General features: G+C 62.0%; 21 protein-coding genes and 1 pseudogene. 9 read left to right on the top strand and 13 right to left on the bottom strand.

Translation table 11 applies throughout. The features are described from left to right. Positions 1 to 308: 308 nt before the first annotated feature. Both NTD88_RS07360 and NTD88_RS07365 read left to right on the top strand, forming a co-directional pair. Positions 309 to 857, top strand: a complete 549-nt coding sequence (locus tag NTD88_RS07360) for a hypothetical protein (protein ID WP_262153846.1) — start codon at positions 309 to 311, stop codon at positions 855 to 857. A 464-nt stretch (positions 858 to 1,321) separates the two neighbouring features. Beyond that, the gene (locus NTD88_RS07365; protein ID WP_262153847.1) at positions 1,322 to 2,296 is read left to right on the top strand and encodes a hypothetical protein; all 975 of its coding nucleotides are present in this window, start codon (positions 1,322 to 1,324) and stop codon (positions 2,294 to 2,296) included. A gap of 142 nt (positions 2,297 to 2,438) precedes the next feature. Here NTD88_RS07365 and NTD88_RS07370 read toward each other — a convergent pair whose 3' ends face one another. The 3 genes and pseudogenes from NTD88_RS07370 to NTD88_RS07380 all read right to left on the bottom strand — a co-directional run bounded on the left by NTD88_RS07370 (position 2,439) and on the right by NTD88_RS07380 (position 3,825). Next, positions 2,439 to 2,888, bottom strand: coding sequence for a hypothetical protein (locus NTD88_RS07370; RefSeq protein WP_262153848.1), 450 nt, complete (start codon positions 2,886 to 2,888; stop codon positions 2,439 to 2,441). Positions 2,889 to 3,194: 306 nt separating this feature from the next. After that, positions 3,195 to 3,409: pseudogene (locus NTD88_RS07375) on the bottom strand (hypothetical protein); the annotation flags it as partial. 101 nt (positions 3,410 to 3,510) lie between these two features. Continuing rightward, positions 3,511 to 3,825, bottom strand: coding sequence for a DUF3077 domain-containing protein (locus NTD88_RS07380; RefSeq protein WP_262153849.1), 315 nt, complete (start codon positions 3,823 to 3,825; stop codon positions 3,511 to 3,513). 375 nt (positions 3,826 to 4,200) lie between these two features. Here NTD88_RS07380 and NTD88_RS07385 point away from each other — a divergent pair, with 375 nt between their 5' ends. From NTD88_RS07385 to NTD88_RS07405, 5 genes are all read left to right on the top strand, one after another. Then, complete coding sequence (locus tag NTD88_RS07385; RefSeq protein WP_262153850.1) at positions 4,201 to 5,265, top strand: DNA topoisomerase IB; 1,065 nt, start codon at positions 4,201 to 4,203, stop codon at positions 5,263 to 5,265. A gap of 115 nt (positions 5,266 to 5,380) precedes the next feature. After that, positions 5,381 to 5,884 (top strand): sigma-70 family RNA polymerase sigma factor, encoded by a 504-nt coding sequence (locus NTD88_RS07390; RefSeq protein ID WP_262129796.1) that lies wholly within the window; start codon positions 5,381 to 5,383, stop codon positions 5,882 to 5,884. Further along, a complete protein-coding gene (locus tag NTD88_RS07395; RefSeq protein ID WP_262153851.1) occupies positions 5,881 to 6,825 on the top strand; it encodes a FecR domain-containing protein in 945 nt (314 codons plus the stop codon). Before NTD88_RS07390 ends, NTD88_RS07395 begins: the two co-directional genes overlap by 4 nt. 111 nt (positions 6,826 to 6,936) lie before the next feature. Then, complete coding sequence (locus NTD88_RS07400; RefSeq protein ID WP_262153852.1) at positions 6,937 to 9,360, top strand: TonB-dependent siderophore receptor; 2,424 nt, start codon at positions 6,937 to 6,939, stop codon at positions 9,358 to 9,360. 108 nt (positions 9,361 to 9,468) lie between these two features. Beyond that, positions 9,469 to 10,593: a Fic family protein gene (locus NTD88_RS07405; RefSeq protein ID WP_262153853.1), complete on the top strand. Its 1,125-nt coding sequence runs from the start codon at positions 9,469 to 9,471 to the stop codon at positions 10,591 to 10,593. Positions 10,594 to 10,686: 93 nt separating this feature from the next. Here NTD88_RS07405 and NTD88_RS07410 read toward each other — a convergent pair whose 3' ends face one another. The 4 genes from NTD88_RS07410 to NTD88_RS07425 are packed head-to-tail and all read right to left on the bottom strand — an operon-like array spanning position 10,687 to position 16,976. Beyond that, positions 10,687 to 13,608, bottom strand: a complete 2,922-nt coding sequence (locus NTD88_RS07410) for a bpX6 domain-containing protein (RefSeq protein WP_262153854.1) — start codon at positions 13,606 to 13,608, stop codon at positions 10,687 to 10,689. Continuing rightward, on the bottom strand, positions 13,601 to 15,424 hold the full coding sequence (locus NTD88_RS07415; protein ID WP_262153855.1) for a hypothetical protein: 1,824 nt from the start codon (positions 15,422 to 15,424) through the stop codon (positions 13,601 to 13,603). Before NTD88_RS07415 ends, NTD88_RS07410 begins: the two co-directional genes overlap by 8 nt. After that, positions 15,424 to 15,858: a hypothetical protein gene (locus NTD88_RS07420; protein ID WP_262153856.1), complete on the bottom strand. Its 435-nt coding sequence runs from the start codon at positions 15,856 to 15,858 to the stop codon at positions 15,424 to 15,426. Before NTD88_RS07420 ends, NTD88_RS07415 begins: the two co-directional genes overlap by 1 nt. After that, on the bottom strand, positions 15,855 to 16,976 hold the full coding sequence (locus NTD88_RS07425; RefSeq protein WP_262153857.1) for an AAA family ATPase: 1,122 nt from the start codon (positions 16,974 to 16,976) through the stop codon (positions 15,855 to 15,857). Before NTD88_RS07425 ends, NTD88_RS07420 begins: the two co-directional genes overlap by 4 nt. Positions 16,977 to 17,220: 244 nt before the next feature. On the opposite strand from NTD88_RS07425, the gene NTD88_RS07430 reads away from it, so the two are divergent. Then, positions 17,221 to 17,673: a DUF2846 domain-containing protein gene (locus NTD88_RS07430; protein ID WP_262129785.1), complete on the top strand. Its 453-nt coding sequence runs from the start codon at positions 17,221 to 17,223 to the stop codon at positions 17,671 to 17,673. A gap of 54 nt (positions 17,674 to 17,727) precedes the next feature. Here the strand turns inward: NTD88_RS07430 and NTD88_RS07435 are convergent, their stop codons facing one another. From NTD88_RS07435 to NTD88_RS07455, 5 genes are all read right to left on the bottom strand, one after another. Then, positions 17,728 to 18,408, bottom strand: a complete 681-nt coding sequence (locus NTD88_RS07435; RefSeq protein ID WP_262153858.1) for a CatB-related O-acetyltransferase — start codon at positions 18,406 to 18,408, stop codon at positions 17,728 to 17,730. A 102-nt stretch (positions 18,409 to 18,510) separates the two neighbouring features. Continuing rightward, positions 18,511 to 19,830: an alginate export family protein gene (locus NTD88_RS07440; RefSeq protein WP_262153859.1), complete on the bottom strand. Its 1,320-nt coding sequence runs from the start codon at positions 19,828 to 19,830 to the stop codon at positions 18,511 to 18,513. Positions 19,831 to 19,884: 54 nt separating this feature from the next. Beyond that, entirely contained in the window at positions 19,885 to 20,274 is a 390-nt protein-coding gene (locus NTD88_RS07445) for a nuclear transport factor 2 family protein (RefSeq protein WP_262129782.1), read from the bottom strand. 63 nt (positions 20,275 to 20,337) lie between these two features. Then, entirely contained in the window at positions 20,338 to 21,639 is a 1,302-nt protein-coding gene (locus NTD88_RS07450; protein WP_262153860.1) for an NAD(P)/FAD-dependent oxidoreductase, read from the bottom strand. A gap of 33 nt (positions 21,640 to 21,672) precedes the next feature. Beyond that, positions 21,673 to 23,088, bottom strand: a complete 1,416-nt coding sequence (locus tag NTD88_RS07455; RefSeq protein WP_262129780.1) for an APC family permease — start codon at positions 23,086 to 23,088, stop codon at positions 21,673 to 21,675. A 221-nt stretch (positions 23,089 to 23,309) separates the two neighbouring features. On the opposite strand from NTD88_RS07455, the gene feaR reads away from it, so the two are divergent. Next, the gene (feaR, locus tag NTD88_RS07460; protein ID WP_262153861.1) at positions 23,310 to 24,251 is read left to right on the top strand and encodes a transcriptional regulator FeaR; all 942 of its coding nucleotides are present in this window, start codon (positions 23,310 to 23,312) and stop codon (positions 24,249 to 24,251) included. Between the two features lie 37 nt (positions 24,252 to 24,288). On the opposite strand, the gene NTD88_RS07465 is transcribed toward feaR, so the two are convergent. Beyond that, positions 24,289 to 24,693 (bottom strand): type II toxin-antitoxin system HicB family antitoxin, encoded by a 405-nt coding sequence (locus NTD88_RS07465; RefSeq protein WP_262153862.1) that lies wholly within the window; start codon positions 24,691 to 24,693, stop codon positions 24,289 to 24,291. Between the last annotated feature and the right edge of the window lie 14 nt (positions 24,694 to 24,707).

Here is a 24,707-nt window from a genome sequence, read left to right on the forward strand (position 1 = left end):
TTACCGTTCGTCTGGTGCCGGCACCATATAAGGGTTCAGAGAAGGCTTTCAACATCTCTGGAACCCCCGAAAAACCCGCCTTTTGGCGGGTTTTTTCGTTTTTGGAGTTCCGTTGGAATTCAGGAGTGCACGCGACTTAAGGGGCAGTGTTTGGATCAGCCGTCCATTGATCTCCGGCGAGAAATAAATCTGTCCCCTTTTTCCAAATCTGGTCAAGCGATGCCGAGATCTTTCTCGAACAAAAGATTCGAGAACTAGGAGCGCTTGATGAAGAAATCAAGCAAGCTTACGAAAAACAGAAGCTTTCGTTGATAATCAAAGAATTGCAATCTCAGCGCGATAAGCTTTCGGGGGAGCAAAACTCTCTCAACGATACAATTAAATCTCTTGAGCTAGCTCAAGAAAGTCGAAAGCTAGAAGTCGCCAAAGCCGTCGAAAGTAATGTAATTCGACTTCTAAAAAAAGATCTACCACTTCAAGTCGAATTTATAAATACCGAATCAGTAAAATTTGACTTTGAAGAGAATTCTGTTTATGTAAATGGTTCTAGGAACTTTTCGGAAAGCTCAGCGGTAGTTTTACGACACATATTTCACTTAGCCTTGTTAACGACCAGCTTGGAAATTCCTGAGATGAGAGTTCCAAGATTAATGATTTTGGACGGGATTGACGATGGCGGCATGGAAAAAAACAGAAGCCATAATTTACAAAAAATTATTATTGAAGAGTGCGCTAACTATAAATACCAATTCCAACTAATCTATGCGACATCAGAAATCACCCCAGAAATAGAAAGTAGCGCCATGGTAGTCTCACGCGCATTTACTCCAGCTAGCAGATCACTAGATTTGCGATAGAGATGGGCGAGAGTTAATCTGAGACTGGGAGCAGTTTGTGGCCGTCCACCTAAACGGTGGAAGCGAAAAATGATACAAATAGGGATATTCTTCTTTGTACTGGCCAAACTGATTTCTATCAAAGTTTTATAAGCCCGTTCGACTCTTGGTACCACCATATAAGACTCCAGAGAAGGCTTTCAAAATCTCTGCCCCCCGATAAGCCCGCCTTCTGGCGATTTTCTTTTTGGTGCTCCGTCAGATTTCGGTGGCAGCCAGCGCCAATAAGAGTAGCTTAGATGGGCCCATCCCCTTTCTGGTTGTTTCCGGGAGAAAAATAGATCTGTGCTATTTTCTACCTTCTCTCCCATAGCGAAAAAAACCAAAAGTATTTTTGTTGTCCCTTCTTTCTGAGCACCAACTACTGGAATAGCCCCCTATACTCTTTACGTAGGTAACCTCTATAGAAAGGCAGAAGGACGACTATGACGACCGTCTACGTGTTCGAAGATAAAAACAGGACGTTTGGTGCCTTTTGGGAGAACGATGAGGGGGTGCCATTTATGTTTCTGCCTCATTACTCCCGCGTGGCTACAGAGATGTCCAAACTCCATGGGTTTTCGGTCGCAGCCCGTCATAATCTAGATTTGTATGACGTCAATTTTCCAGAACTACACAACCTTGCAAGATGGAATTTTGCGGCACGTGGAATAGAGGTTGATTTAAATTCAGTTTCAGAGCTCCTCACCCCCATTGGATTTTTCAATCCAAGAGTCTGGAGAGGCATTCCAAAATCGCCTGGTTTCGGGGGTTATGAAGGCGCTGTGTCGTCGCCGCCAACTTACTCATCACGCATGCAAGCAACGGTTGCCGCGACTAGCCTCTTCAGCAGTCTGGCCGAGTTTTTTAGATATATCGAGCCTAGCAGCACAAATGATCAGTGCTTCGGGCACCGCGCTCGGGAACTGCTAATTCTTGCGTGCACCGAAGTCGAGTCGCAATGGAAGAGCGTACTGCAACAAAACATGGCAAACCCTCCCGTAAGATTCAAGCCTGCGACGAAGGATTACATAAAGCTTGTCCCAGTCCTACGCCTCAAAGATTGGCGGGTTACCTTAAAGAATTACTTTGGTTATCGAACCATTGCGCCTTTCGAACACTGGGATACGGCTAAGCCATCTCAGAGCCTAGAATGGTATTCCGCCTATAACGCCGTTAAGCATGATCGAGAGGGGAGATTTGAACAGGCCCAACTTCGATTCGTCATAGAGGCAATGGCCGCTGTTCATGTAATGCTCGCGGCCCAATGGGGGCCTGGGATTCACACGGATTCGGTCACAGGTGGCTTTTCGCCGTTCCATATGATCTTGATGCCGACCTATGCTCCAAATGAGCAATATGTTTGTCCATCGATACAAGACAAAATTGTATTGAGCCAGCCGATCCCTTTCGGCATTTGAAGCGTCCCGCTTGACGGTAGCAGTTGCTATTGGCAATAGAGAATTCGTCCATACCCTATCCCCTTTTGCTTTTTGTTCCAGAAGCGATCATTGGCAGCAGATTGAGATTGAACAACGGAGTTAGAAACTAGGCCCCATCAGCCTAGTCGCTGCTGCTACCCATCAAAATCCAACGCTTCCCATTGGCATGAATATCGAAGGAAAACTCCCAGAACACTGGATAAGCCGGATGGCCTTTAGTGATCCTGAATGAAGTAACAACGCTAGCTTGATCGAAGTTAACACGCGTTAATAGAAGCTCTAGAAGCATCAGAATTTCTGAGCGTTTTGCTTCTAATTCTATTGGTCCATAGCCGCCATCTCCCGGATGCAGCAGTTGCTCTGCAATCTCGCTGCGAGCTTCGTTTGCAGTCACGCAAGACTGGCCACCAATAGCTACATCCTTGCCAATGGAATGGGACAGTTGCTCCTCAATTGTTCTGTTTAGGTCAAAAGGTCCGTAGGTATTTATCCAGACGGTATAGTTGAAGCCCTCTAGAAGATGCTCAAGCCTGAGGATTTCGTCTGAGCGAAAATCTTGGACGATACGCATGGTGGCTCCATCGATCAGCGTTTTGGTCAACATCGTGACGGAAATTCTAAAAGAACGGTATGGAGTCCCAAATCTTGCCTCTGTCCCAACCGCTGAGTAGCGCTATTTTTCGGTTTCTGGGGAAAATGGACCGGTACCCTTTTTCCTTGGCATCCACTGACGCTTGCCTTTCACCTCGCCACCAGGGAAGTCACCGGCTATGTCACCGAGGAAGTCGTGATGGTTTTAACGGTGCTCAGGGAGAGGTGAAACGTACTGAGTTACAGCGGTTTGCCTAAGCTGGCGAAAATGGCTTCCACGAAATCATCAGCGAACTTGGCGTTTCAAAGGAGAGGCAGGAGGCTTCGTCGTCCAGTTGGAACAGTTTTCTCCAGCCACTGAACTTGCCTTCTGGCTCCAGCGGCGAGCACGCAGGGCGCTACTTGCTCATCGGTGGCGAGCTTGCCCGCATCGGCTTCTTTCACAGCCCATTCAAGCTGCGCGGTAAGGGTCTTTTCGCGCTCAATGTAATCACGCAGAACACCATCGACAGGCAGCCCATTCTCTCGGGTTTATCGGAACACTCTGCGTTCAAACAAAAAGGCCCACCTCCCGGTGAGCCTTCTTCCTTCACACAGCGCTTTTAACCACTCACCCCCAACCGCCTCATCTCAATCCCGTCCAACACTGCATCCACCAATCCTTTCGCCATTTCCGCCGAATGCATCGGCGCGAGCAGGAGCCCGTTGCTGATGGGCAGGTCTGCGCTTTCAAAGGTTTGCTGGAGGGTGTCGTAGATGCCTTGCATGAGTAGCGAGGCGTGGACCAGGGCGTCTTCTGCGTCTATGTCGGCGCGGACGGTGAACAAGGGAGGATGGCCGGCGTCGCATTGCCCAAAGACCAGGGCGGCCGTTTTGCCGAGGAAGGCCTGCGGTGGATCTGGAACGATCTTCTTCATGATGAATTTCCTTTTCTGTCGATGAAGCCATCACAACCTGCGACCAAACAGATTGGTGACGACCGTACGCGGGTTGGTCGACCGGGACAAAAAGGCAAAACCCAGCAGGCACGAATGCCTCCCGCGCACAGCCGCCATAGCACGGGCCTACGGACGCGAAGCGACCGTATTCGTGAAAGACAGCTTTTGCATTTTTGATAAGCCGGGCGACCAAACCCGATCGCTGATACGCAGCGACCGCGGAAGCCTACAGCCCATCCCCCAGCGAGGCAAGAACACCCTGCCCCCGAACCGTCCCGCTGAAACACGCGGAACTAAATCCCCCACAAACCGGGCTAATCCAGTATCACCCACCAAACCCCACAGGCCCTCGACGTGAGCGATCCCCAAGCCCTTCCCGCCGGTCTGCATTACGTGGACGACACCCTGCCCGGCATCCGCCGGCGCAAGCTGCGCGGCAAGTTCGCGTACTTCGATAGCCAGGGCGAGCGCATCCGCGATGCGAAGGTCGTGGCGCGCATCAATGCGCTGGCGGTGCCGCCGGCCTACACGGATGTGTGGATCTGCGCCGACCCGAACGGGCATCTGCAGGCCACCGGCCGCGATGCGCGGGGGCGCAAGCAATACCGCTATCACCCGCGCTGGCGCGAGGTGCGCGACGCGGACAAGTACGCCAGTCTGCTGGCCTTCGGCAAGGCGCTGCCGGCCCTGCGGGAAACCTTGCAGCAGCACCTCGCCCTGCCGCTGCACAGCCGGGAAAAGGTGCTGGCCACGGTGATCCAGTTGCTCGATGACACGCTGATCCGCATCGGTAACGCCCGGTACGCCGAGCAGAACCGCTCTTACGGGCTGACCACGCTGCGCAATCGTCATGTCGAGGTGAGCGGCAGCACGATCCGTTTTCACTTTCGCGGCAAGAGCGGTATCGAGCATGAGGTCAGCGTGAATGACCGGCGCCTGGCACGCATCATCAAGTGCTGTCTGGAGTTGCCCGGGCAACAACTGTTTCAGTACCTGGATGAAAACGGCGAGCGCCACAGTGTGACGTCCAGCGATATCAACAGTTACTTGCGCGAGCTGACCGGCGCCGAGTTCACCGCCAAGCACTATCGCACCTGGGCCGGCAGCGCCCTGGCACTGACGCTGCTGCGCGAGCTGGAATGGGAGCCTGAAACCACGGCGAAAAAGCATGTGGTGGCGATGGTCGGGGAAGTGGCCGCCGAGCTGCGCAATACGCCGGCGGTGTGTCGCAAGTGCTATATCCACCCGGCGCTGTTTCAGGCGTTTCATGCCGGAGAACTGGCCAGCCTGCGCCAGGCCACGCCGCGCAAGGGGCTGCGCGCTGAAGAGAGCCTGTTGATGCGCTTTCTCGAAAAGCTGTCGGCCAGCGCGGAGCAGGCCGGGATGGTTGAGGTGAGCGGGCCGCCGTCCGCCTCCTGAACCGCCGGTCCGCTTTGTGCGGTCCGCCTCGGCGCAAGGAAATTCACCCCTTGCGCACAACACCCCTCGCCAAGATAATGCGACCGATTACCATTAACGTCCTGGCACCCTCCCCATGTCGGCACTTGATCATTCGGCGCTTCATCGGCTGTACAGCGAGCACAACGGTTGGCTCAAGGGCTGGTTGCGGGTTCGCCTGGGCAACACCGCCGATGCGGCCGACCTGGCGCAGGACACGTTCATCCGGGTGATGACGGCGCGCAATGCCGAGCCGATCCGCGAGCCCCGCGGTTATTTGAGCGCCATCGCCAACTCGCTGCTGATCGACAAGTCGCGCCGTCGCACCATCGAGCAGGCCTATCTGCAAGCCCTGGCGCTGCGGCCCGAGCCGGTGGAGGTGTCGCCGGAGGTACGGCTGTCGATCATCGAGATGCTGATGTCGATCGACGCGATGCTCGATGAGCTGGGCAGCCGCACGCGGGAGATTTTTCTCGCGGTGCAGCTTGAAGGGCTGACCTACGTGGCCGCCGCCGAGCGCTTCAATGTGTCGGTGACCACGGTGAAGAATCATCTGATCCGCGCCATGACCCGCTGCCTGCTGCTGGTCGAACCCGAATGAGCACCGCGCCGGACCTCAAGATTCTCGAGGCCGCTGCCACCTGGTACGTGCAGCTCAATGACGGCGCCCATGACGACGCGCGAACCCTGGCCTGGCAGGCGTGGCTGCGGGCCAGCCCCCAGCACGCTGCGGCGTGGGCCCGGGTGGAATTGCTGCAGCAGCAGTGGACGCAAGTCTCTCCGCACGCCGCCCTCTCCGGCTTGAGCGCGGCGCAGGCTCAGCGGCGGGATGTGTTGAAGGTGCTCGGCATGCTCATCGCCGTCGGCGGCACCTGGCTGGCCAGCGAGCAGGTGCCGTACCGGGCGATGCTCGCGCAGCAGCGCACCGGCTTCGGCGAGCGCCGCGCGCTGCAACTGGAAGACGGCTCGCAGTTGCACCTGAACGTGAATTCCGCGGTGGATATCCGCTTTGACGGGCAGCAGCGGCTGGTGCGGTTGTTCCGCGGCGAGATCATGATCCAGACCGCCAAGGACCCGGCCCAGCGCCCGTTCATCGTGCACACCGACGACGGCAGCGTGCGCGCCCTCGGCACACGCTTTTGCGTGCGGCAACTGGACGGGCGAACGCGGGTCGGCGTGCTGGCGGACGCGGTCGAGCTGCGTCCGCTCGACGAACCCACCCGGGTGTCGCGGCTGAGCGCCGGGCAGCAGGCGAGGTTCGATTTTGCGCACGTCGAGGCGGTCAGCGCGCTGCCCTCCGGCGCCAGCGCCTGGACGCAGGGCATGCTCAGCGTGAACGACTGGCGTCTGGGCGACTTCATCGCGGAACTGGAGCGCTATCGCCCCGGGGTGCTGCGGTGTGCGGCAGCGGTTCGGGACTTGAGCATTTCCGGCGCGTTCCGCGTCGACGACAGCGATACGATCCTGGAAAACCTGGGGCGGACCCTACCGGTACAAGTCCGTTATCTGACGCGCTATTGGGTCAGCATCGAGGCGGTTTGAGCCGCTGTTGCAAATAGTCTGTCCGCGACCTTGCTGATTTTGATTCTCATCCGTCAATGACATACGCCGCGATCACAGCGAGTTTCTGCCATTACAACGGAAGGATCATCCATGCGTCAGTCACCCCTCACCACCACGACCAAGATAAGCCGCGCGGTTCGCCTCGCGGTGCTGGGTGCGTCCCTCGCCACGCTGCCCGGCCTGGCCCTGTTGCCGGCCCAGGCGATGGCGCAAAGCCAGGGCACTTATCAGATCAGCGCCGGCCCGCTGGGCAACGCCCTGACCCAGTTCGGCGTGCAGGCCGGGGTGACGATTTCGTTCGACACCGAACAGACGCGCAACCTCACCACCAACGGGCTCGACGGTGCGTACAGCGTCGATGAAGGCCTGGCGCGCCTGCTCGGCAACAGCGGCCTGCGGGCCGAGCGCCAGGGCAACGGCGGTTATGTGCTGGTCGCGAGCCAGGCGTCCGCGGCGCTGGAGCTGGGCGCCACCGAGGTGACGTCGAACCAGTTGGGCACCATCACCGAAGGCAGCGGTTCGTACACCCCCGGCACCATCGCCACGGCCACGCGCCTGGTGCTGACGCCGCGGGAGACGCCGCAGTCGATTTCGGTGGTGACTCGCCAGGTAATGGACGATTTCGGCCTCACCGCCATCGATGACGTGATGCGCCACACGCCGGGCATCACGGTCTCGACCTACGACACCGAACGTACCAACTACTATTCTCGCGGCTTCTCCATCGTCAACTTCCAGTACGACGGCATGCCGACCCTGCGTGACGCCCAGTACTCGGCCGGGCAGACGCTGACGGACATGGCCCTGTACGACCGCGTCGAAGTGCTCAAAGGCGCCACCGGCCTGCTGACCGGCGCCGGCGGCCCGGGCGGCACCATCAACCTGATTCGCAAGAAACCCACGTCCGACTTCAAAAGCAGTATCGAAGTCGGCGCCGGCTCCTGGGACAACTACCGCACGCAGATCGACGTGAGCGGCCCGCTGACCGACACCGGCAATGTGCGCGGCCGGGCAGTGGCGGCCTATCAGGACAAGAAATCCTTCCTCGACCACTACTCGCGCAAGACCGAGGTCTACTACGGCATTCTTGAGGTGGACCTGAGCCCGGATACCCTGTTGACTCTGGGCGCCGACTATCAGGACAGCGAACCCAAGGGTTCGAGCTGGACCGGCACCCGCACCATCTTCGATGCGGTCGGCAACAAACTCGACCTGCCCCGCGCCTTCAACAACGGCCCGAAATGGAGCAGTTGGGAGCAATACAGCCGCACTGTGTTCGCCACGCTGGAACACAACTTCGACAATGGCTGGGTCGCCAAAGGCCAATACAACCACCAGATAAACGGCTACGACGCGCCCTTGGGCTACATCTCCCAGGATTCGGCCACGGCCAGTTCGATCTACGCCCGCAAGTACACCGGCGAAACCACCAGCGACAGTCTCGACGCTTACGCCAGCGGGCCGTTCGAGCTGTTTGGCCGTGAACACGAGCTGGTGATCGGCCAGTCTCTTTCCATTTCCAAATGGAAGGGCAAGGACTTCTCCAACGCCACTTACTTCGACAACTCCTACGACTTCTACCAATGGCACGGCGAAGCCATCGAACCGCTGTGGAACCAGCCGACCAAGATCAACGACGAGACCACCCGGCAGACCGGTACCTATCTCACCGGCCGCTTCAGCCTGATGGATGACTTGCACCTGTTGCTCGGCTCGCGGATCGCCAATTACCAGGTCACAGGCACCAGCGATACCCAGGAAAGTGGCAAGGTCGTGCCTTACGCCGGACTGGTCTACGACCTCAACGACAACTTCTCCGCCTACGCCAGCTACACCGAGATCTTCCAGCCGCAGACCCAATACCGCGACCGCACACGCAAGATGCTCGATCCCAATGAAGGAAAAAACTACGAGTTCGGGCTCAAGGGTGAATTCTTCGACGGCCGCCTGAATTCGAGCCTCGCCTACTTCGAAGTCCACGAAGAAAACCGCCCGATCGCCGACACCCTGTTCAACTCCACGCCGGGCGCCGAGTACTCCTACGTGGGCACCAAGACCAAGACCAAGGGCTATGAAGCGGAGATTTCCGGCGAGCTCAGCCCTGGCTGGCAATTGCAGGCGGGCTACACCCACAAGGTCAGCCGCAACGATGACGACGACAAGGTCGCGACCTGGGAACCGGAAGATCAGGTCAGCTTCTACACCAGCTACAAACTGAAGGGCAGTCTCGACAAGCTCACCGTCGGCGGCGGCGCGCGCTGGCAGAGCGCCGGCTGGCAGACGGTGTACAACTGGGGCTACGACAACCGCGCCGGACGGTACGAGAAATTCACCCAGGACCCGTACTGGCTGGTGGACCTGATGGCCCGCTACCAGTTCACGGAGAACCTGTCGGCGACCGTCAACGTCAACAACCTGTTCGACAAGAAGTACTTCACCAACATCGGCTTCTACGACTCGGCGTACTACGGCGACCCGCGCAATGTGATGGTGACGACTCGCTGGGATTTCTGATCTCGACGCGTAAAAAGCGGCCTTGTGATTCCGCGTGAGCCGAATACACTTCTTATTCGGCTCACAAAATGAGCCGAATAGATTCCGTATTCGGCTCAGAGGTTTCCCATGACACCCCATTGGATCTGGCAACAACCGCAATGGCCGGCCTTTCACTGGCAGGCGGATCAGCTCGGCGAGTTGCTGCGCCAGTGCGTGCATGAGCAAGGCTTGCTGGCGGGAAAGATGGGGGCGGCGGGCGACGAGCAGAGCCGGCAAAGCATGCTCGATGCGTTGTTGCAGAACATCATCACCTCATCCGCCATCGAGGGCGAAACGCTGAATGCGGGGTCGGTGCGTTCGTCCCTGGCGCGGCGCCTGGGCGTGGATGAGGTAGACACAAGCCAGACCAGCGCGCGTAGCGAAGGTCTTGCCGAGCTGATGCTGAATGCCATCCAACACCCGGAACAGCCACTGACGCAGGAACGCCTGCTGCACTGGCACAACCTGCTGTTTCCGAACCAGGACGCTTCACTGGCGCAGCGCTCGCTGCGGGTAGGCCAGTTGCGCGGCGATGAGCCGATGCAAGTGGTATCCGGCAGACTGGACCGGCCCACAGTGCATTTCGAGGCCCCGCCGCGCGAAGGGCTGGAAACGCAACTGGAGCGTTTCCTCGACTGGTTCAATGGTGACTCGCACGCGCTGCATCCACTGCTGCGCGCGGGCGTGGCGCATTTCTGGTTCGTGACGTTGCATCCCTTCGACGACGGCAACGGCCGGCTGACCCGAGCCCTCACCGACCTGGCCCTGGCCCAGGGCGAACAGCAGGCGATCCGCTTCTACGCCATGTCCGCCAGCATTCTCGACAACCGCGCAGGCTATTACCGCATCCTGGAACAGAGTCAGAAGGGTACGGTGAATATCACTGAATGGCTGATGTGGTTTCTACAAACGCTGTTGGCGGCCATGAATCAGGCGTTGGGAACCATTGATCGCGTGCTGAACAAAGCGCGGTTCTGGCAGGCGCATCGTTTGACACCGCTGTCGGCGGAACAGTTGAAGGTGCTCAATCGACTGCTGGACGGCGGCGCCAAGGGCTTCGAACACGGCATCAGCGCCGCGCAGTATCAGGCGGTAGCGAAGGTGAGCAAAGCGACGGCGACGCGGCATCTGGCGGATTTGCTGGAGAAGGGGTTGCTGGAAAAACTTGAAGGCGGGGGGCGGAGTACGCGGTATCGGGTTGTGGAAGGGTGAGCTATTCAGCGGTCAGGCGCTATCGCATGAGTTGAGCCTCAATTCTGTAGGAGCGGCTGTTAGCCGCTACAGGTTACGCGTCAAGCCATCCTGTCAATTCACCACCACATTCCTCTGCCACCCCTCCGCCACGCTGATATGGCTCAGCCGTCCCTGCCCATCAAACAGCATCCAGTCACTCCCCACGCACCGGACCTGCACATCCGACGCCGGCCAGTCGAGGCTGGCGCAGAGTTGGTCGCTGCCGCGGTGGGTGAAGTAAACGCGGGTGTCTTCGCCAACCAGGGCATAACAAACGACCAGCCACGACCCAGACAGGGTGAGGTTCAGCGGCGTCTCTGTCGGCCAGTTCTCTTCGAAACCGGGCAGTCGATAGCCCTTGCGGTTGCCCTCGCGATCCAGCACGAGAATCGCGTCGGCGCCGGGTTTGAGCTTGAGGCCCACTTCGGTGACGTCGCCGTTGGCCGTCAGCAGCAAGAAGCTGTTTTCATGCTTCAGCCCCGGCAGCGGATCGTTGCCCGCCAGTCGCCGCTCAGGCAGGCGGTAATGCCACACGTGGCCGCTACCGTCGGCACCGTGCAGCCAGATGGATTCGTTGTGTTCATCCTCTTTGAGCGCCAGCACGCGGCCCGGCAAGTCGCTGACATGCCACAGGGTGGTGAAGTCGCGGTCGGCGTCGACCACACGTAACTGGTGGTCCCGGCCAATGGTCCAGCCGGTGCCGTCGAACGAGCAGGCGAAGACGTCGAAACGCAGGACGCCAAGGTCAAGGGCGCTGCGGTTGACCAGGTCGAGCTTGCTGATGCGCCAGACTTCATCGCGCCTGGCCAGCACCAACGCGACCTGACGACTGTGACCGATGACGATGGCCTGGGCGGGCACGGGGAAGTGGAAGACCGTTTTGCCGTGGGCGTCGATCACCGCCGCGCCGGCTTCGCCGAGGGCGATCAGGTAGCGTTGGTCGTCGAGCGGGACGGCATCGAAGATCGGTCGGCTGCCCAGCTCCGGGGCGGTCCATTCCTGCACGGCGTCGACGCTGTCCAGCGGCACCACTGTTGAGTGCGGCGGGGCTTTGTTGGGCAGGTCGGTGAGCAGGAGGTTGTCCTTGCTCATTTTGATCAGGGCCTTGAGTTGATCCTGGGTCAGTTGGCCGTGGCCGCCCGCCTGATCGGCGACGACGGCATTGGCGATGGCGCCAGCCAGCCATGCCAGGGCGCCGCCACGGGTTTTGTGTTCCAGCAGGGCTCGGACCAGCACGGCGCGTTCGGCGTGGCGCTTGGGGTCGTCGCGCAGTTGCTCGACCCAGTCGCTGTAGGCGTCGAGCGTGTCGGGCAACAGGATCGCGCGTTTGACCAGCGCGCCAATCGCCAACTGGCCGCCCGCCGCTTCGGCGTTGAGCAGCCATTGCGCGGCGCGCTCGCGCTCGGCGGGCAGGCTCCAGACTACGTCCACGGCTTGCAGCCAGAGGCCTTTGCCGGTGAGGGCTTCGGCCCATTCCAGGCGCAGGCGGTCGGCGCTTTCCGGCCACTTTTCCTGCAACAGGGCCACGGCGTCGGCAAAGGCGTCGTCGCGGCGGGCCACGAGAATCGCGCGCTGCCAGTCACCCGCCGCACACAGCAGGCGCACGATCATCGCCGGCGCCATGTCCCAGGCGAGGGCCAGCTCAGCGGCCTGGGTGTGTCGGCCGTGGGTTTCCAGATAGTCGAGGGCTTCCTGGCGGGCCTTGAGCAGTTCGGCGAGGACGAAGGCCGCTTCGTCGACCCGGCCTTCGCGGTCCAGGCGCTCGAACGAGTGACGGTAGATTTTCCGCAGGTGATCGTCCATGCCCTCGTCCATGAGCATGCCGCGCGCCGGCCCGCGTTGGCCGTTGAGGCTGAGGTCGTCGCGGCGCTTGGGCGCGCCGAACGCCTGTTCGGTGGTGCCCTGCTCGTCGCCGAGGGGGATGGCGTGACGCAAGGCTTCCTGGAAATCGCCGCTCTCGAACATCTCGAGCATGCGCCGCATGTAGTCGGCCTGGCGTTTGCCGTAGAGGGCCGACAAGCGCGAATTGAGGGTGAGGCGGGTCAGCAGGCGGCGCCACAAGGCGGGGCGGGATTGTGTTGGGCGCGCGCGGCCTGGAAGCGCTGGAGGCTTGGCCGGTGCGTCTTCCGTTCTCGGCGATTGGGGACGTGACGCCGGCTGTGCGCTGTGCCGGCGTTGCAGCAACGCGCGCACCGCCGCCAACAGCAGCGTCACCACGATTGCACCGATGAGCGTCGCGGCGATCATCTTGAGAATCGCGTTCCAGGTGTCCGTGTCGTTGGCCGACGCTGAGCTGACGCCGCCACCGCTCAACCAGCGCAAGGCGATGATGATCGCAATGGCCACCCCCAGCTTCGGCCAGACGGACGATGTCGATTCAGGACGCTGCCACTCATCTTTACCCGCTGCCTCGGCGGAAGCTTTCGGCCCGGCCTGCGCGTTCTGCTGCCGCGCCTGCAGGGCGTTCATCACCCCTTCCCGCTCCGGGCTGACCGGCGCCAGCGCGTCGCCGAAGATTTCCCGCGTGTCGGCGGACGGCGTCAGCAGATCGAGATCCGGTTCCGCCAGCGTGCTGCGGCAGTCGTAGGTGTCCAGCAGGGTGTAGCCGCTGATATCGATCCACTGCTCCGGCGACAGCACTTCGGCGTCGCGCAGGTGCAGGGCCTCGACGTGGCTACCGCGTACCAGCCAGAGGTCCGCCGTTGGCATCGTGCGGATTTCTTCGGGGCTGAGCAGCGCGGAACACAGGGCGCGGCCCTGACGAATCAGCGGCCAGCCGGTCAGGGTTTCGCAGTGCACCGACAGCGGCCGGCGCAAGCGCAACAGGTCGCCATCGACAAAGCGCCAGGCACTGGCGCCGGTCTGCCACTGGCTCAGGATCAGCCGCGCCGCCGCGTGTTCATCGAAGCGTTCGCGGGGCAGCCACAGGCCGTCGATCAATTGGTGCCCGGTCAACACCGGGCGGCGAATCAACGCCACGTTGTCATCAAGCACCCGGTGGCTTCCTCGTGTTTTCCGATGTCTGGTTGCAGCTCACCTGCAGCCGCAATCTGCCTTGCGCCAGCGAGTACACCAACAGCTCGCGGGCGCTGGTGAGGACGGCGATCAGCTCGGTCATCGGGCAGTAGCTGTAGCGCACGATTTCTTCGCTGGTGGTGAACAGCATCCGCTGCTCCCCTTCCTCGTAGAGGGCGACGCTGCGCTGGTTCGGGCCCAGCAGCACCAGGGCGCAATGGTGTTCTTCCTTGCGCTGTCGAAGGCCGATGCCCCTCCAGCCGGGGGCCAGTTCGATGCGCTCCGAACGCACGGGGAAGCTGCTGGCGGTCATCACCGTCCAGCGCTCGCTGCCGTTCTCGACCGAGCACAACGCGCAGCCGCCGAAGCCCACGCGCCACGGCCAGCCGGCTATGAACAGCACTTGGGTGACGTCCTTGGCCGGGCCCACCATGAACGGCCCCACGACACCCGAAACACCTACGGCGCTGGCATACAACTGGCTGCCGTCGCGGCGCACGTAAGCCATGGCGTCCTCGTCGACCTTGGCCATCGCCATCACGTCGTCTGCCAGGTAGCGGGTCTTGCCGTTGTCGGGCCCGGCATCGGTTTTGCCCGCGATGGACCAGCTCGCCAGATGGCCTTTGCTGTCCAGCAGAAGCAGGCGGCTGGCGGTGCTGTTGCGAATCCAGACGGTGGGCAGCAGCGTGGCGGTGCCGGGCGGCAGTTGCAGTTGATCGCGGCTTGGTTTGTCCACTGCCTTCAGGCCGCTCATGTGCCAGAAGCGCAGTTGATCCCCCTCGCTCAACACCGCGCCAATGGAGCGCCCGAGGAAGGTGATCCCCAGCGGCGACGAGCTGCCGCTCCAGACCGAAGTGCGAACTTCCAGCCCCTTTTTCTGGTGATGCGCCGGCAGCTTGATGACCACCATGCCGGGTTGGTCGAGCAGCCTGAGCGCCACGTGGCCGCCGTGGCTGGAGATGATCGGCGCGAGGGTCTGGGCGACGCGCGGCACGGCGCCTTTGACCGGTGCGGCAACCACCTCGCCTTCGAACTGGCCCTTGAGCAATTGAAGTGCCGAACGCTCCTCGGGGATCGGCAGCGACACCCGGCGTTGGCTGCCCGCCAGCAATTCGAACGTCAGGCTTTGGCCGTCGAGGCTACGGTGCAGGTGCACGCGGTGGGAGCAGAACTGGCGGTCGCTGGCGGGCAGGCGCTGTCCCACCAGCCAGCACTCGCCGGCCTGTTGCGACTGTTCGCCGAGCCAGTGACGCCAGGTCTGCCAGTGTTCCTCGCTGACCACGTTCCAGGTGCGCGCGGCGAGCAACGCCTTGAGCTGCGCCGCGCCATCGAAGGGCCGCAACTGTGGCGCGTCCTGAAGAATGCCCCAACACAATTCGGCGCCCGCTTCTTGCGCACGGCGCGCGAGCAGCATCAACAAGGCCAGATGCACCAGCCGCGCCGCGCCCAGTTGCAGCGGACCGGCATCGAACAGCACCACGATCAGGCGACTGGCCTGCCGCGCCTGGTACTGCGGGGCGAGAAACATGTGCTCACCGGAGACCGCCCGGCGCAGGAATTCTTCCGGCACCTCGCCCGCCAGCAGCCATTCGCTGGACAGCAGGCGCTCGTAGGAACCGCGACGCTGCAGGTCGCCCAGGCCGTCGGGCTCGGGCACACCGCCTTCTTGCAGGCCGCGCCACGGACCGAGGATCGGGTTGAGGCGCCCGAGCAGATCGGCGAACAACGGCAGGTGCTCGGGGGCGAACCAGGTCAGCCATTGCCGCCACGGTTGCAGGGAGTCAGGTAATTGCATCAGCGGCCCGTCCAGTGCGCGGCGATGCGCTGCACATGCTGCGACGTCAGCGGCAGTTGTCGATCAAGGGGAACCACCGCCTGCGGCTCACGCCAGAGCAACAGCGGCGCGCGTGAAAAGGCGCGCGACAGCGCCTGACCGAGCAGGTCCAGCGGCACGTCGGGCTCCCAACTGGTGGGCAGCCAGAGGCCGGGCGCGCGCTCATCGGTAGCGGCGTACTCGACGCCATCGACCCACGGCAAATCCTCGGCCGCGCCACACACCACCAGCACATCGCGATTGGCCGTGGCTTGCAGCCGCGTCGCCTGTTCTTCGGGCAACGTCGCCAGACGCGCATGCAGGCGCCGCGCAGCATCGCCCCAGCCCACCGCCGCCTGGGGCGCGGCCGCTTCGGAGCGCGGTCGCCAGCCCCAGCTCATCAGCGGGGCATTCATACAGTGCTGGTCAGCAGGCGGGTCACGCGTCCACGAACGTCCTGCAGTTGGGCCGGCATGGTCTGGCTGTTGAAGTTGGCGTCGATTTCCCGCAGCAGGTTTTCCAGTTGCGCGCTGGCAGGTGGCTCGCTGCGGGCGAGGTAGTCTTCGGCAGTTTCCAGGAGACGGCTGAGCCGCGACATCGGCTGCAATGTCGCCTCTTCCACGGCACTGAACAAATGGCTGTTGCTGGACTGGGCGAACAGATCGCGCAGGACCTCGCGACCGTGCTGCTGAATCTCCTTGGTCGGCAGCACGTACAGCAGCGGCCACAGGTCCGCTTCGCTGGCTTCGGTGCGACCACTGAGCAACGCGGCGGCGGCGATCAGGCGCTGGGACTTGACGATGCGCCGGTCCGACAACTGCACCCCGGCCTCGCGCAGGCGGCGAATGGCCTGGGCCAGCGCGGGACGTACCTGCGCGAGGTCGACATCTTTCAGCGCATGGCCCAGCACATCCAGCTGGCTCAACCCCAGCAGTTGCTGGACCGGGCGCTGCTCGGACTGCCAGCCGCCGGACAGCATCGCTTCAAGCTGGTTGTCCGGCACCGAATCGACGAACAGGTGCAGCAGGAAGCGATCACCGAAGGCCGCCAGCGCTTCATCGTCGGGCAGGCCGTTGGCGGCGCCGACGCACACCCGCAGCGGGCATTGGATCTGGGTGTGACCGCGACGGAAGCGGCGTTCGTTGAGCACGCCGAGCAGCGTATTGAGGATCGCGGTGGAGCCGAGGAAAACTTCGTCGAGGAAAACGATATCGGCTTCGGGCAGCATGCCGCTGACATCGGTTTCCACCGTGCCCTCGCGCAGCTTTTTCAGGTCTACGGTGCCGAACAGTTCGGAGGGTTCGGTGAAGCGCCCGAGCAGGTATTCGAAATAGCGCCCGCCCATACACTGCGCCACTCGGCGCACCACCGCACTCTTGGCGGTACCAGGCGGCCCGACCACCAGAATGTGCTCTTGCGCGACGGCTGCCAGCACGATCAGCTCGGCCAGTTGCTCCCGCCCCACCAACCCCTCGGTGGCGACCCGCACCGCCTGACGAATCTGTGCGGCAGCGCTGTGCAATGACGCGGACATAAGCACCTTCCCTGAGCTGAAACGAAGAATCTTGCCTCAGGAAAAGGCGTAATCACAAGAAGGAAGATGCCGTGATAGAGCGGCTGATTGCCCAGATAACCAAGCCCTGAACTATTGACGCCGCTCATGAACCCTCGAAAAAACCACAGCAGCAACACGATAAAAACAAACGGTATGGCAGAATGATATCGCCGGAGCACTCAATGCTCCTGCGCCTTCATTCTCTTCTTTAAAAGGATTTTCAATGCGTAACAGCATCAAGCTGCTCGGCACTGCTCTGGGTTTCGCCATCCTCACCGGTTGCGCCTCCGTACCGATGGGTTCCACTGAAGCAGACGCCCAGCTCAAGACCTTCTCCGCGCCACCTGCAGACAAGTCTGGCCTGTACATTTACCGCGACAGCTTCACCGGACAAGCACTGAAGAAATCGCTGACGGTTGACGGCGAACTCATCGGCGAAACGGCGAAAGGCGTGTACTTCCACCGCTTCCTCGCCCCAGGCAAACACGTTATCGGCACTGAATCCGAGTTCAGCGACAACACCCTCACCCTGGTTACCGAGCCGGGTAAGAACTACTACCTGCGCCAGTACATCAAGATGGGTGCATTCGTGGGTGGCGCTGGCCTGGAGCAAATCTCCGAAGCCCAGGCGCAGCGTGATCTGAAAGATTGCTGCAAGCTGGCCGCGTCGAAGTAAGGTTTTCGACGCGGTAATCCGAGCCTTCGAATCAAGGTCCGAAGGCTCGGACTGTCACACTCGACGCCCACCCTTGCGCGTCAATTCCAGCCGCCGATAGGTCGCCGGCGAAAGCCCTTCCAGCTTCTCCAGACACGCCGCCGGATCGTTCAGCGGAAGCTTTTTCAGTTCTTCGAAATCCCGCTCCCACCACTGGGTCGCCAGTAGGCGCTCGATCATCTCTTCGGAATAGCGATAGCGAATCACCCGCGCCGGCACGCCGGCAACCACCGCGTAAGGCGGAACGTCCTGAGTGACCAGAGCGCGGGTGGCGATGATGGCGCCGGTGCCGATGTGCACGCCCTCGAGAATCAGCGCCTCATGGCCGATCCAGACATCATGACCAATGGTGGTCATCTCGATCGGCGCATCGTATTCCCAGTCGGTGTCGGTGTACTGGAAGGGATGGGTGCTGAGCCAGTCGGTGGGATGGTTGTGTTTTTCCTGGCCGATGACCACGCCGTTGCCAATAGAACAAAAGCGCCCGATGGCGCCGACGAACTGCAACTGACCTTCGCCGCGAATGTAGGTGTGGGCACCGATGGACAGCGCATGGCTGGCAATCTGCACGTTGCCCATGCGCACACCGTCTTCGAGGGTGAGCACGGACTTTTTGTGGAACTTCGACAAGCGAGTACCCAGCTTGCAGCCCTGGCGGCGGATCCAGCGGTTCCAGTACCAATCAGTGAGGGGCATCCCCGACTCCTGTTGTTGTTCAACGTCCCCCAACCTGACGGCGAGGGGGCGTAATGGTAGTCGCTCAGGTCGGGAAATGCAGCCGGGGGCCGTCAGTTGCGCTCAGTAACTCCACACCAGCAACACCTGCCCATAGAGATTGCCCCGCGACGTTTCCAACTGGCTCCCGCCGTCTTCCGCGCTGCGCCGGGGTTTGTAGTAGCCCACCAGCGGCAGCAGGCTCCAGTGCGAGTCGATAGCCCACTCCGCGTAAAGATCCAGCTCGCGACCGTCGCGATTGCCCAGGCTCGGGTCGAGGGTGTCGAAGGTATAGAACAGCGCACCCACGTTGACGCTATCGCTCACGGCGGCCTTGACGCCGAGATGGTGCACGCGGGTGTTGCTGTTGAACGGGCCGGCATAGTTGGACGCGACTTCGCCCTGGAACCAGGTCCCCAGCGCCCGGCCATTGCCGTAGAACAGCGGGTCGTAGCCTTCGGAAAAGCGGCTGTAGCGGTAGTTGACGCTGGGTTTGCCGGGCAGTTGCGAGAAGGTCCAGCCGGCTTCGAGGTACCAGGCGTTTTCGTTGCCGGCGTCCTTGCGCTCCCAGGCGTGTTCAGCGGCGAGGAACAGGTCGCTGACACCGGCGTTGCCCTGGGCGCGGACGCTGTAAAGCTTCATGCCCTTGCGCTCGGGGTAGAGCAGTTCGGCCAAGGCCTCGTCGGTGTCGGTGACCTTGATGGCGGTCAGGCCGAAGGTGGCGGGCGCAGCGATGTGTTCGAGGGTCGCGACCGCCAGTTCAGGGCTGGCCTGGGCCGGGTTGTCGGACTTTAGCCACATCAGGTCGCCACGCCAGCCCTGATCGCCGCCCAACCGCAGGACGGCGGTCTGATCGAAGGCCTTACGGCCGGTGAGGTAGTAGGCGCCGCCGCGGTTGACCGCGCCGTCGAGCATGCCGCGGCCGATGTTCAGAGCGTCGCCGGAAATCAGGAAGCCGTCACCCACCACCACGTTCTGGCGCCCGCCAGAAAGCTCCAGGCCGTTCTCGCCCAAGGCCGGAAAAAGATCAGCGGAGCGCCAGCCGAGCCAGGCGTTTTCGATTTTCGTGGTGCGCTCGTCGCCGACCGTCCAGCCGGCGGCATCGCCATCGCCGAAGGTGGCGCTGCCGACCCAGTCGAAGGCGCCATGGAGTTCGCCAAGGCCAGTCGTGCGGTGCTTGAAGTCGATGCCGTATTGCAGCGTGGTTTCCTGCCAGTTGACGCTACCGGGCTCACGCTCGCCGGTCTGGCCGTAGCTTTCGCGGCTGTGGAAGAGGCCGGCAGCGCCTTGCAGCCTGGCGGAGATTTCACTGTCGGCGTCCTGATACAGGGTCATCGCCTGCGCCCAGGGTGAAAGAGCCAGCAGCAGCGGGACGGATGCCTGGAGTTGTTGTTTTCGCATCATGACGGTCTCGGAACAGGAAGGAGAATGGCTCCCGCAGGAGCCGGCGACAGGGCTTCAGGCGGGGATCTCACCCTCGGCATACATGTCGGCGATCACCCGCCACTGACCCTCGATCAGCGACCAGACGAACAGGCTCTTCATCGCGAACGCCTCGCCCTGCAGCGGCAGCACGCGCCAGGTGACCCAGGTGTAGGCGGCGCTGTCGCCCAGCGCGGTGAGGCGGTCGATGCGGATCGAGGCACCGCGGGAGTCGGTCACCAGGGCGGTGAGCAGTTCGCGCAGTTGCGCGGTGCCGTGGTACAGCGCGTCGCTGCCGGCGCCGGTGATTTCGGTGGCGTCGGTGTACAGCTCGCGGACGATGGCGTCGGCATCGCGGCGAGCCCACAACGTTTGCAGCAGGTCGAGCCGGGCTTGCAGGGACGTTTTCAGGGCAGCAGAAGGCATGTTCGAATCCTCTCGGTCGAAGGGTGGGTGCCCCGTCAGGGGCGTTTCAGATCGGGTTGGGGTTCAGCGGCGGCCGTTACGGTAGCCGGCGAGTTGGTGACTGACCTTGCCCAGGGTGCAGATCAGGTTGCGCAGGTTGTCCTTGCCGGGAATGCGGGTGCGGGGGATCGCGCTCATCACGTCCCAGTGGCGCGAGCCGCGGGTCATGCCGTCGGCCACCACCTGGCTGATGACGTGGCTCGGGGTCACGCCGAAGCCGGAGTAGCCCTGGACGAAATAAGCGTTGGGCCGGCCCGGCAAGGTGCCGATCTGCGGGAACAGGTTGGCGCTGCACTCCATCGGTCCGCCCCAGGCGAGGTCGATGCGCACGGGTTCCAGGTAGGGGAACACCTTGAGCATCAGCTTGCGGTTCCACTCTTTGAGGTCGTTGGGGATGTACTCAAGCATCCGCGTGGCCGAGCCGAACAACAGGCGGTTTTCGTTGGTTACGCGGTAGTACTCGATCACCGGGCGGATGTCGCTGAAGGCGCCACGGATGGGGCTGATCTGCTGGATCAGCGCGTCCGGCATCGGCTCGGTCACCAACTGGAAGGCGTAGGTATTGACGATGCTCTTGTGCAGGTCGGGTTCCAGGCGGTCGAGGAAGGCGCCGCACGACCACAGGATCTTCTTCGCCCGCACCGAGCCTTTGGCGGTGCGGATGTGAATGGTGTCGCCGTAGGTCACCTCGAGCACCGGAGTGTTTTCGAAGATCCGTCCGCCCTGCTCCATCAGTGCCTTGGCGGAGCCCAGCAGCATGTTCAGCGAATGCAGATGACCGTTGCCCATGTGCTTGAGCGCGCAGGTGTAGACATCCGAGCCGACGATGCCACGGACTTCGCTGCCTTCCAGATAGGCGATCTCATGGTTCGGGCTGAGTTGCTTGAATTCCTTTTCCCACGCCTGCAGCAGCTTGCCCTGGCGCTTATTGAATCCGAGATAGCCGTAGCCGTGACGGAAGTCGGCGTCGATGTCGTATTTGGCGATGCGCGACTGGATGATCGACGCGCCCAGATCGCTGATCTCGAAGACGGCTTGCAGGCCATCGTCGCCAACGCTCTTGCGGATCTTCTCCAGGTCGTGGCCGATGCCGGCCATGATGTGCCCACCGTTGCGACCCGAACCGCCAAAGCCCAGGTAGCGAGCCTCCAGCAGGACGATATCGGTGACACCGCGCTCGGCCAGTTCCAGTGCCGTGTTGACGCCGGAAAAGCCGCCGCCGATGACCACGACCTCGGCTTCCAGGTCCTGCTCCAGGTCGGGGAACCTGAGGTCGTATTTGCGCGTGGCGGTGTAGTAGGTGGTGGGGGTTTCTACGGACAGCATGGGTTCACCTTGTACGTGTCGTGATCGAACCGGTTAACGGGAAAGCGCGCCCGGCGTGGGGTGACGGTCCTGCAGCCGGCGGATGCCGTAGAGCACCAGCGACAGCAGGAGAATGCCCAGGCCGGTGGCGACTTCTTTCAGGCCGCCGTAGCCAGCCAGTTCCGCCGACGCCGTGCCGACCACCACCACGACGGCGGTGAACAGGCTCAGGACCCAGGCGACCGGAATCCAGCCTCGGCCCAGCCGCACCGGACGCGGCAGGTCCGGCGCGTCGTGGCGCAGCAGGAGGAAGCCGGACAAGGCGAAGAAAATCGCCACCAGGTAGCCGATATTGGCCGTCACCAGCATCGCCAGCGGCGAGGACAGCAGGAAGATCATCGCCAGGTTGAGTACCACCGCCACGCTCATGCAACGCCCCGGCACCTGGTGCTTGTTGAGGGTGCCCAACTGGCGGATGGTCAGGCCTTCCAGGGCCATGCCGTAAAGCGCGCGGGAGCCGTCGGCCAGGGCGGCATTGAGGCCCATGAACAGGCCGACCAGCAGGGCAACGATGAAAAAGTCACTGTAGCCGCTGCCCACCACCGCGTTGAAGGCGTCGATGTAGAAGCCGCTCGGGTTGGCCAGCGCGGCTTCGCGGTCCACCAGCCCGCCAAGGCCGAAGGCGACGGCGGCGAACACCAGCACCGTGTAGCCGCCGGAGGTCAGCAGGGCCAGGCGCATATCGCGCTGGCTGCGGTACTCCGGGCCGAAAGCGGCGCACATCTCGGTGCCGTAGGCGCTCCAACTGACCAGGAATAACCACACCAGGGCGGTGCGCCAGAAACTCCAGTCCAGCGCCACCGGCTCGCTGAGGGCGTGGCGGAAACGCTCGACGCTCCAGCCATCGCCGAACACCGGCGACACCGCCAGCACCAGGATCGGCACCAGCAACAACGCGCCCATGTATTTCGACACCGACGCGGCCATATGCACGCCCAAACGATTGAACTGCCAGAACAGCAACAGCAGGCCGGCCCCGATCAATTGCGGCAGACCGACACTCAGCGGGCCGAAGCTGTAGCTCCAGGTCTGGCTGGAGAACCACTGGGCCTGGGCCAGCGCGCCGGCGCTGACACTGACGATGGACAGCACCGCCGACCAGCCCAGCCAGTAGCCGAACGAGGCCAGCGGACCGACCAGCGTGCAACGCCGGCGCCAGCCCTCGGTGGCGATCATGGCGATGCCGCCGGGCTTGTCCGGGAACATCGCCGAGACTTCAAGGAAGATCCAGTTCTGACACGCACCGACGGCAGCCGAGCCGACCCAGAGCGCCAGGGCGCCGACCGGGCCGAGCACGCCGAGGGCGAAACCGAAGGACGCGAAGATGGAACCGGACACCGCCATCGACAGGGCGAAGGCGTCGGTCCAGCGCAAGGTGGGCTGTAGATGCTGGCTATTGTTGTTATTCATGGCCGGATACGCGGTAGTGGGACGAGCCATGATTAAAGACCCTCGCCGCCTGTGCTGAACACGGCTCACAGCGCCAGCCGCTTGCCTTGCCGTGCCATGCGTCGCGACGGCGTCGGCGAACTTGTAAAAACAATTAACATGTTAGTAGATTGTCACGAACTCCCGTTCCACCGCGCGCCCCCACAAGAACAACACCGGCCTCAGCCGGCCCGAGGTAAGCGATGAACCTGCAGCACGCGAATCTGTTTCAAGGGCGCGAAGGCTTCGAAGTCTGGCATGGCGACCTCGCTTCCAGTTGCGGCACCTTCCATGTCGAACCGCCGGCCGACAACCACATCACCAGCTTCCAGGGCGCGGTCACCGCGCTGGACCGCCAGCGCTGCCAGGTCGAAGGTGCGCGCATCACCAGCAATTGCTCCCACGTGCACCGCTCGCAGCGCGACATTCGCGGCGACGGCAAGGACTTCTTCTATCTGGTGCTGCAACTGAGCGGAGAAGCGTTGAGTTGCCAGTCCGACGCCCAGACCCGTCTTGCCAGTGGCGACCTGGTGCTGCTGGATGTGGCCCGGCCGAGCGACTTTCACTTTCGCGGGCTGAGTGATCAGGTCTCGCTGATCCTGCCGCGCCAGGACGTGCTGCGACGCTTTCGCGAGCAGCGCTTGCGGATCAACCAGCGGATCGACGCGGCATCTGCCATAGGCGCGATGAGCGCCATGCTGGTGGGCCAGTTGCTCAACGACACCCGCCTCACCACCGACGAGTCCCTCGCGGTACTCGATGCCCTCCTCGCCCTGCTGCGCCCGGCCTTGACGGCGGAACCGGGCGATCCGTCCGAGGCCTCGCCGCCGGCGGTGATGACCAAGGCCAAGGCCGTGATCGAGCGCTACCTGACGGATGAAAGTCTGTGCCCGGAACGCATCGCCTGCGCGGCAGGCACCTCGGTGCGCAACCTGCATCGCCTGTTCGCGCGGTATGAAACCAGCGTGGGTCGCTACATCCTCGAACGCCGCCTGCACCGCTGCGCCGAGGCGATCCTGCAAAGCGACGTGAAAATCACCCCCATCGCCCTGAGCTGGGGGTTCAAGGACCTGAGCCATTTTTCCAGGGCATTCAAGAGCGAGTTCGGGGTGTCGCCGCGGGAGTACCGGGAGCGGCGGGGGTAGGGTTCAGGCGTGTGAAGGGAACGCCGGAACATCACACTCAGGCACCCGACAATACCCGCAACGCGGCAGATGCCAGAAAGCCGGAACGGCTCTTCTGTTCCGGATGCGTTTTCACGTAGTCATCGATGCGCTGCAACAAGTGCTCAGGCAACGTTGCGTTGAAACGGACGGACTTTCCCAGGTAAGGCGTGATATCGAAGTCGACTACAGCCCATACACCGCCCGCATAGTCCGGGTTACTCAAGTGAGCATCAATCGATCGGCCTTGAGGCAACGTCTCACCGTCAGCCACCAGCGCGTCGAAGTGCAGCGCCAGCGCCTCCTGCACATTGCCCAGAGCGTCCTCGACCGTTTCCCCTGCGCTGAAGCAACCAGGTACATCGGGAACGGTTACGCCGTAGTCGGAGTCGGGGTCTTTGTGAATGACTATCGGGATCTTCACGGGGTCCTCCTGAG

Origin of the sequence: Pseudomonas sp. 20P_3.2_Bac5 (assembly GCF_025466035.1) — a bacterium.
In the GTDB taxonomy this organism is placed as follows: Bacteria; Pseudomonadota; Gammaproteobacteria; order Pseudomonadales; family Pseudomonadaceae; genus Aquipseudomonas.

What these genes read in the sequence shown, in the direction of transcription:
- NTD88_RS07365 (WP_262153847.1), top strand. Translation starts at nt 1,322, where the DNA reads ATGACGACCGTCTACGTGTTCGAAGATAAAAACAGGACGTTTGGTGCC.
- NTD88_RS07370 (WP_262153848.1), bottom strand. Translation starts at nt 2,888, where the DNA reads ATGCGTATCGTCCAAGATTTTCGCTCAGACGAAATCCTCAGGCTTGAG.
- NTD88_RS07380 (WP_262153849.1), bottom strand. Translation starts at nt 3,825, where the DNA reads ATGAAGAAGATCGTTCCAGATCCACCGCAGGCCTTCCTCGGCAAAACG.
- NTD88_RS07390 (WP_262129796.1), top strand. Translation starts at nt 5,381, where the DNA reads ATGTCGGCACTTGATCATTCGGCGCTTCATCGGCTGTACAGCGAGCAC.
- NTD88_RS07395 (WP_262153851.1), top strand. Translation starts at nt 5,881, where the DNA reads ATGAGCACCGCGCCGGACCTCAAGATTCTCGAGGCCGCTGCCACCTGG.
- NTD88_RS07400 (WP_262153852.1), top strand. Translation starts at nt 6,937, where the DNA reads ATGCGTCAGTCACCCCTCACCACCACGACCAAGATAAGCCGCGCGGTT.
- NTD88_RS07405 (WP_262153853.1), top strand. Translation starts at nt 9,469, where the DNA reads ATGACACCCCATTGGATCTGGCAACAACCGCAATGGCCGGCCTTTCAC.
- NTD88_RS07415 (WP_262153855.1), bottom strand. Translation starts at nt 15,424, where the DNA reads ATGCAATTACCTGACTCCCTGCAACCGTGGCGGCAATGGCTGACCTGG.
- NTD88_RS07420 (WP_262153856.1), bottom strand. Translation starts at nt 15,858, where the DNA reads ATGAATGCCCCGCTGATGAGCTGGGGCTGGCGACCGCGCTCCGAAGCG.
- NTD88_RS07425 (WP_262153857.1), bottom strand. Translation starts at nt 16,976, where the DNA reads ATGTCCGCGTCATTGCACAGCGCTGCCGCACAGATTCGTCAGGCGGTG.
- NTD88_RS07430 (WP_262129785.1), top strand. Translation starts at nt 17,221, where the DNA reads ATGCGTAACAGCATCAAGCTGCTCGGCACTGCTCTGGGTTTCGCCATC.
- NTD88_RS07435 (WP_262153858.1), bottom strand. Translation starts at nt 18,408, where the DNA reads ATGCCCCTCACTGATTGGTACTGGAACCGCTGGATCCGCCGCCAGGGC.
- NTD88_RS07440 (WP_262153859.1), bottom strand. Translation starts at nt 19,830, where the DNA reads ATGATGCGAAAACAACAACTCCAGGCATCCGTCCCGCTGCTGCTGGCT.
- NTD88_RS07445 (WP_262129782.1), bottom strand. Translation starts at nt 20,274, where the DNA reads ATGCCTTCTGCTGCCCTGAAAACGTCCCTGCAAGCCCGGCTCGACCTG.
- NTD88_RS07450 (WP_262153860.1), bottom strand. Translation starts at nt 21,639, where the DNA reads ATGCTGTCCGTAGAAACCCCCACCACCTACTACACCGCCACGCGCAAA.
- NTD88_RS07455 (WP_262129780.1), bottom strand. Translation starts at nt 23,088, where the DNA reads ATGAATAACAACAATAGCCAGCATCTACAGCCCACCTTGCGCTGGACC.
- feaR (WP_262153861.1), top strand. Translation starts at nt 23,310, where the DNA reads ATGAACCTGCAGCACGCGAATCTGTTTCAAGGGCGCGAAGGCTTCGAA.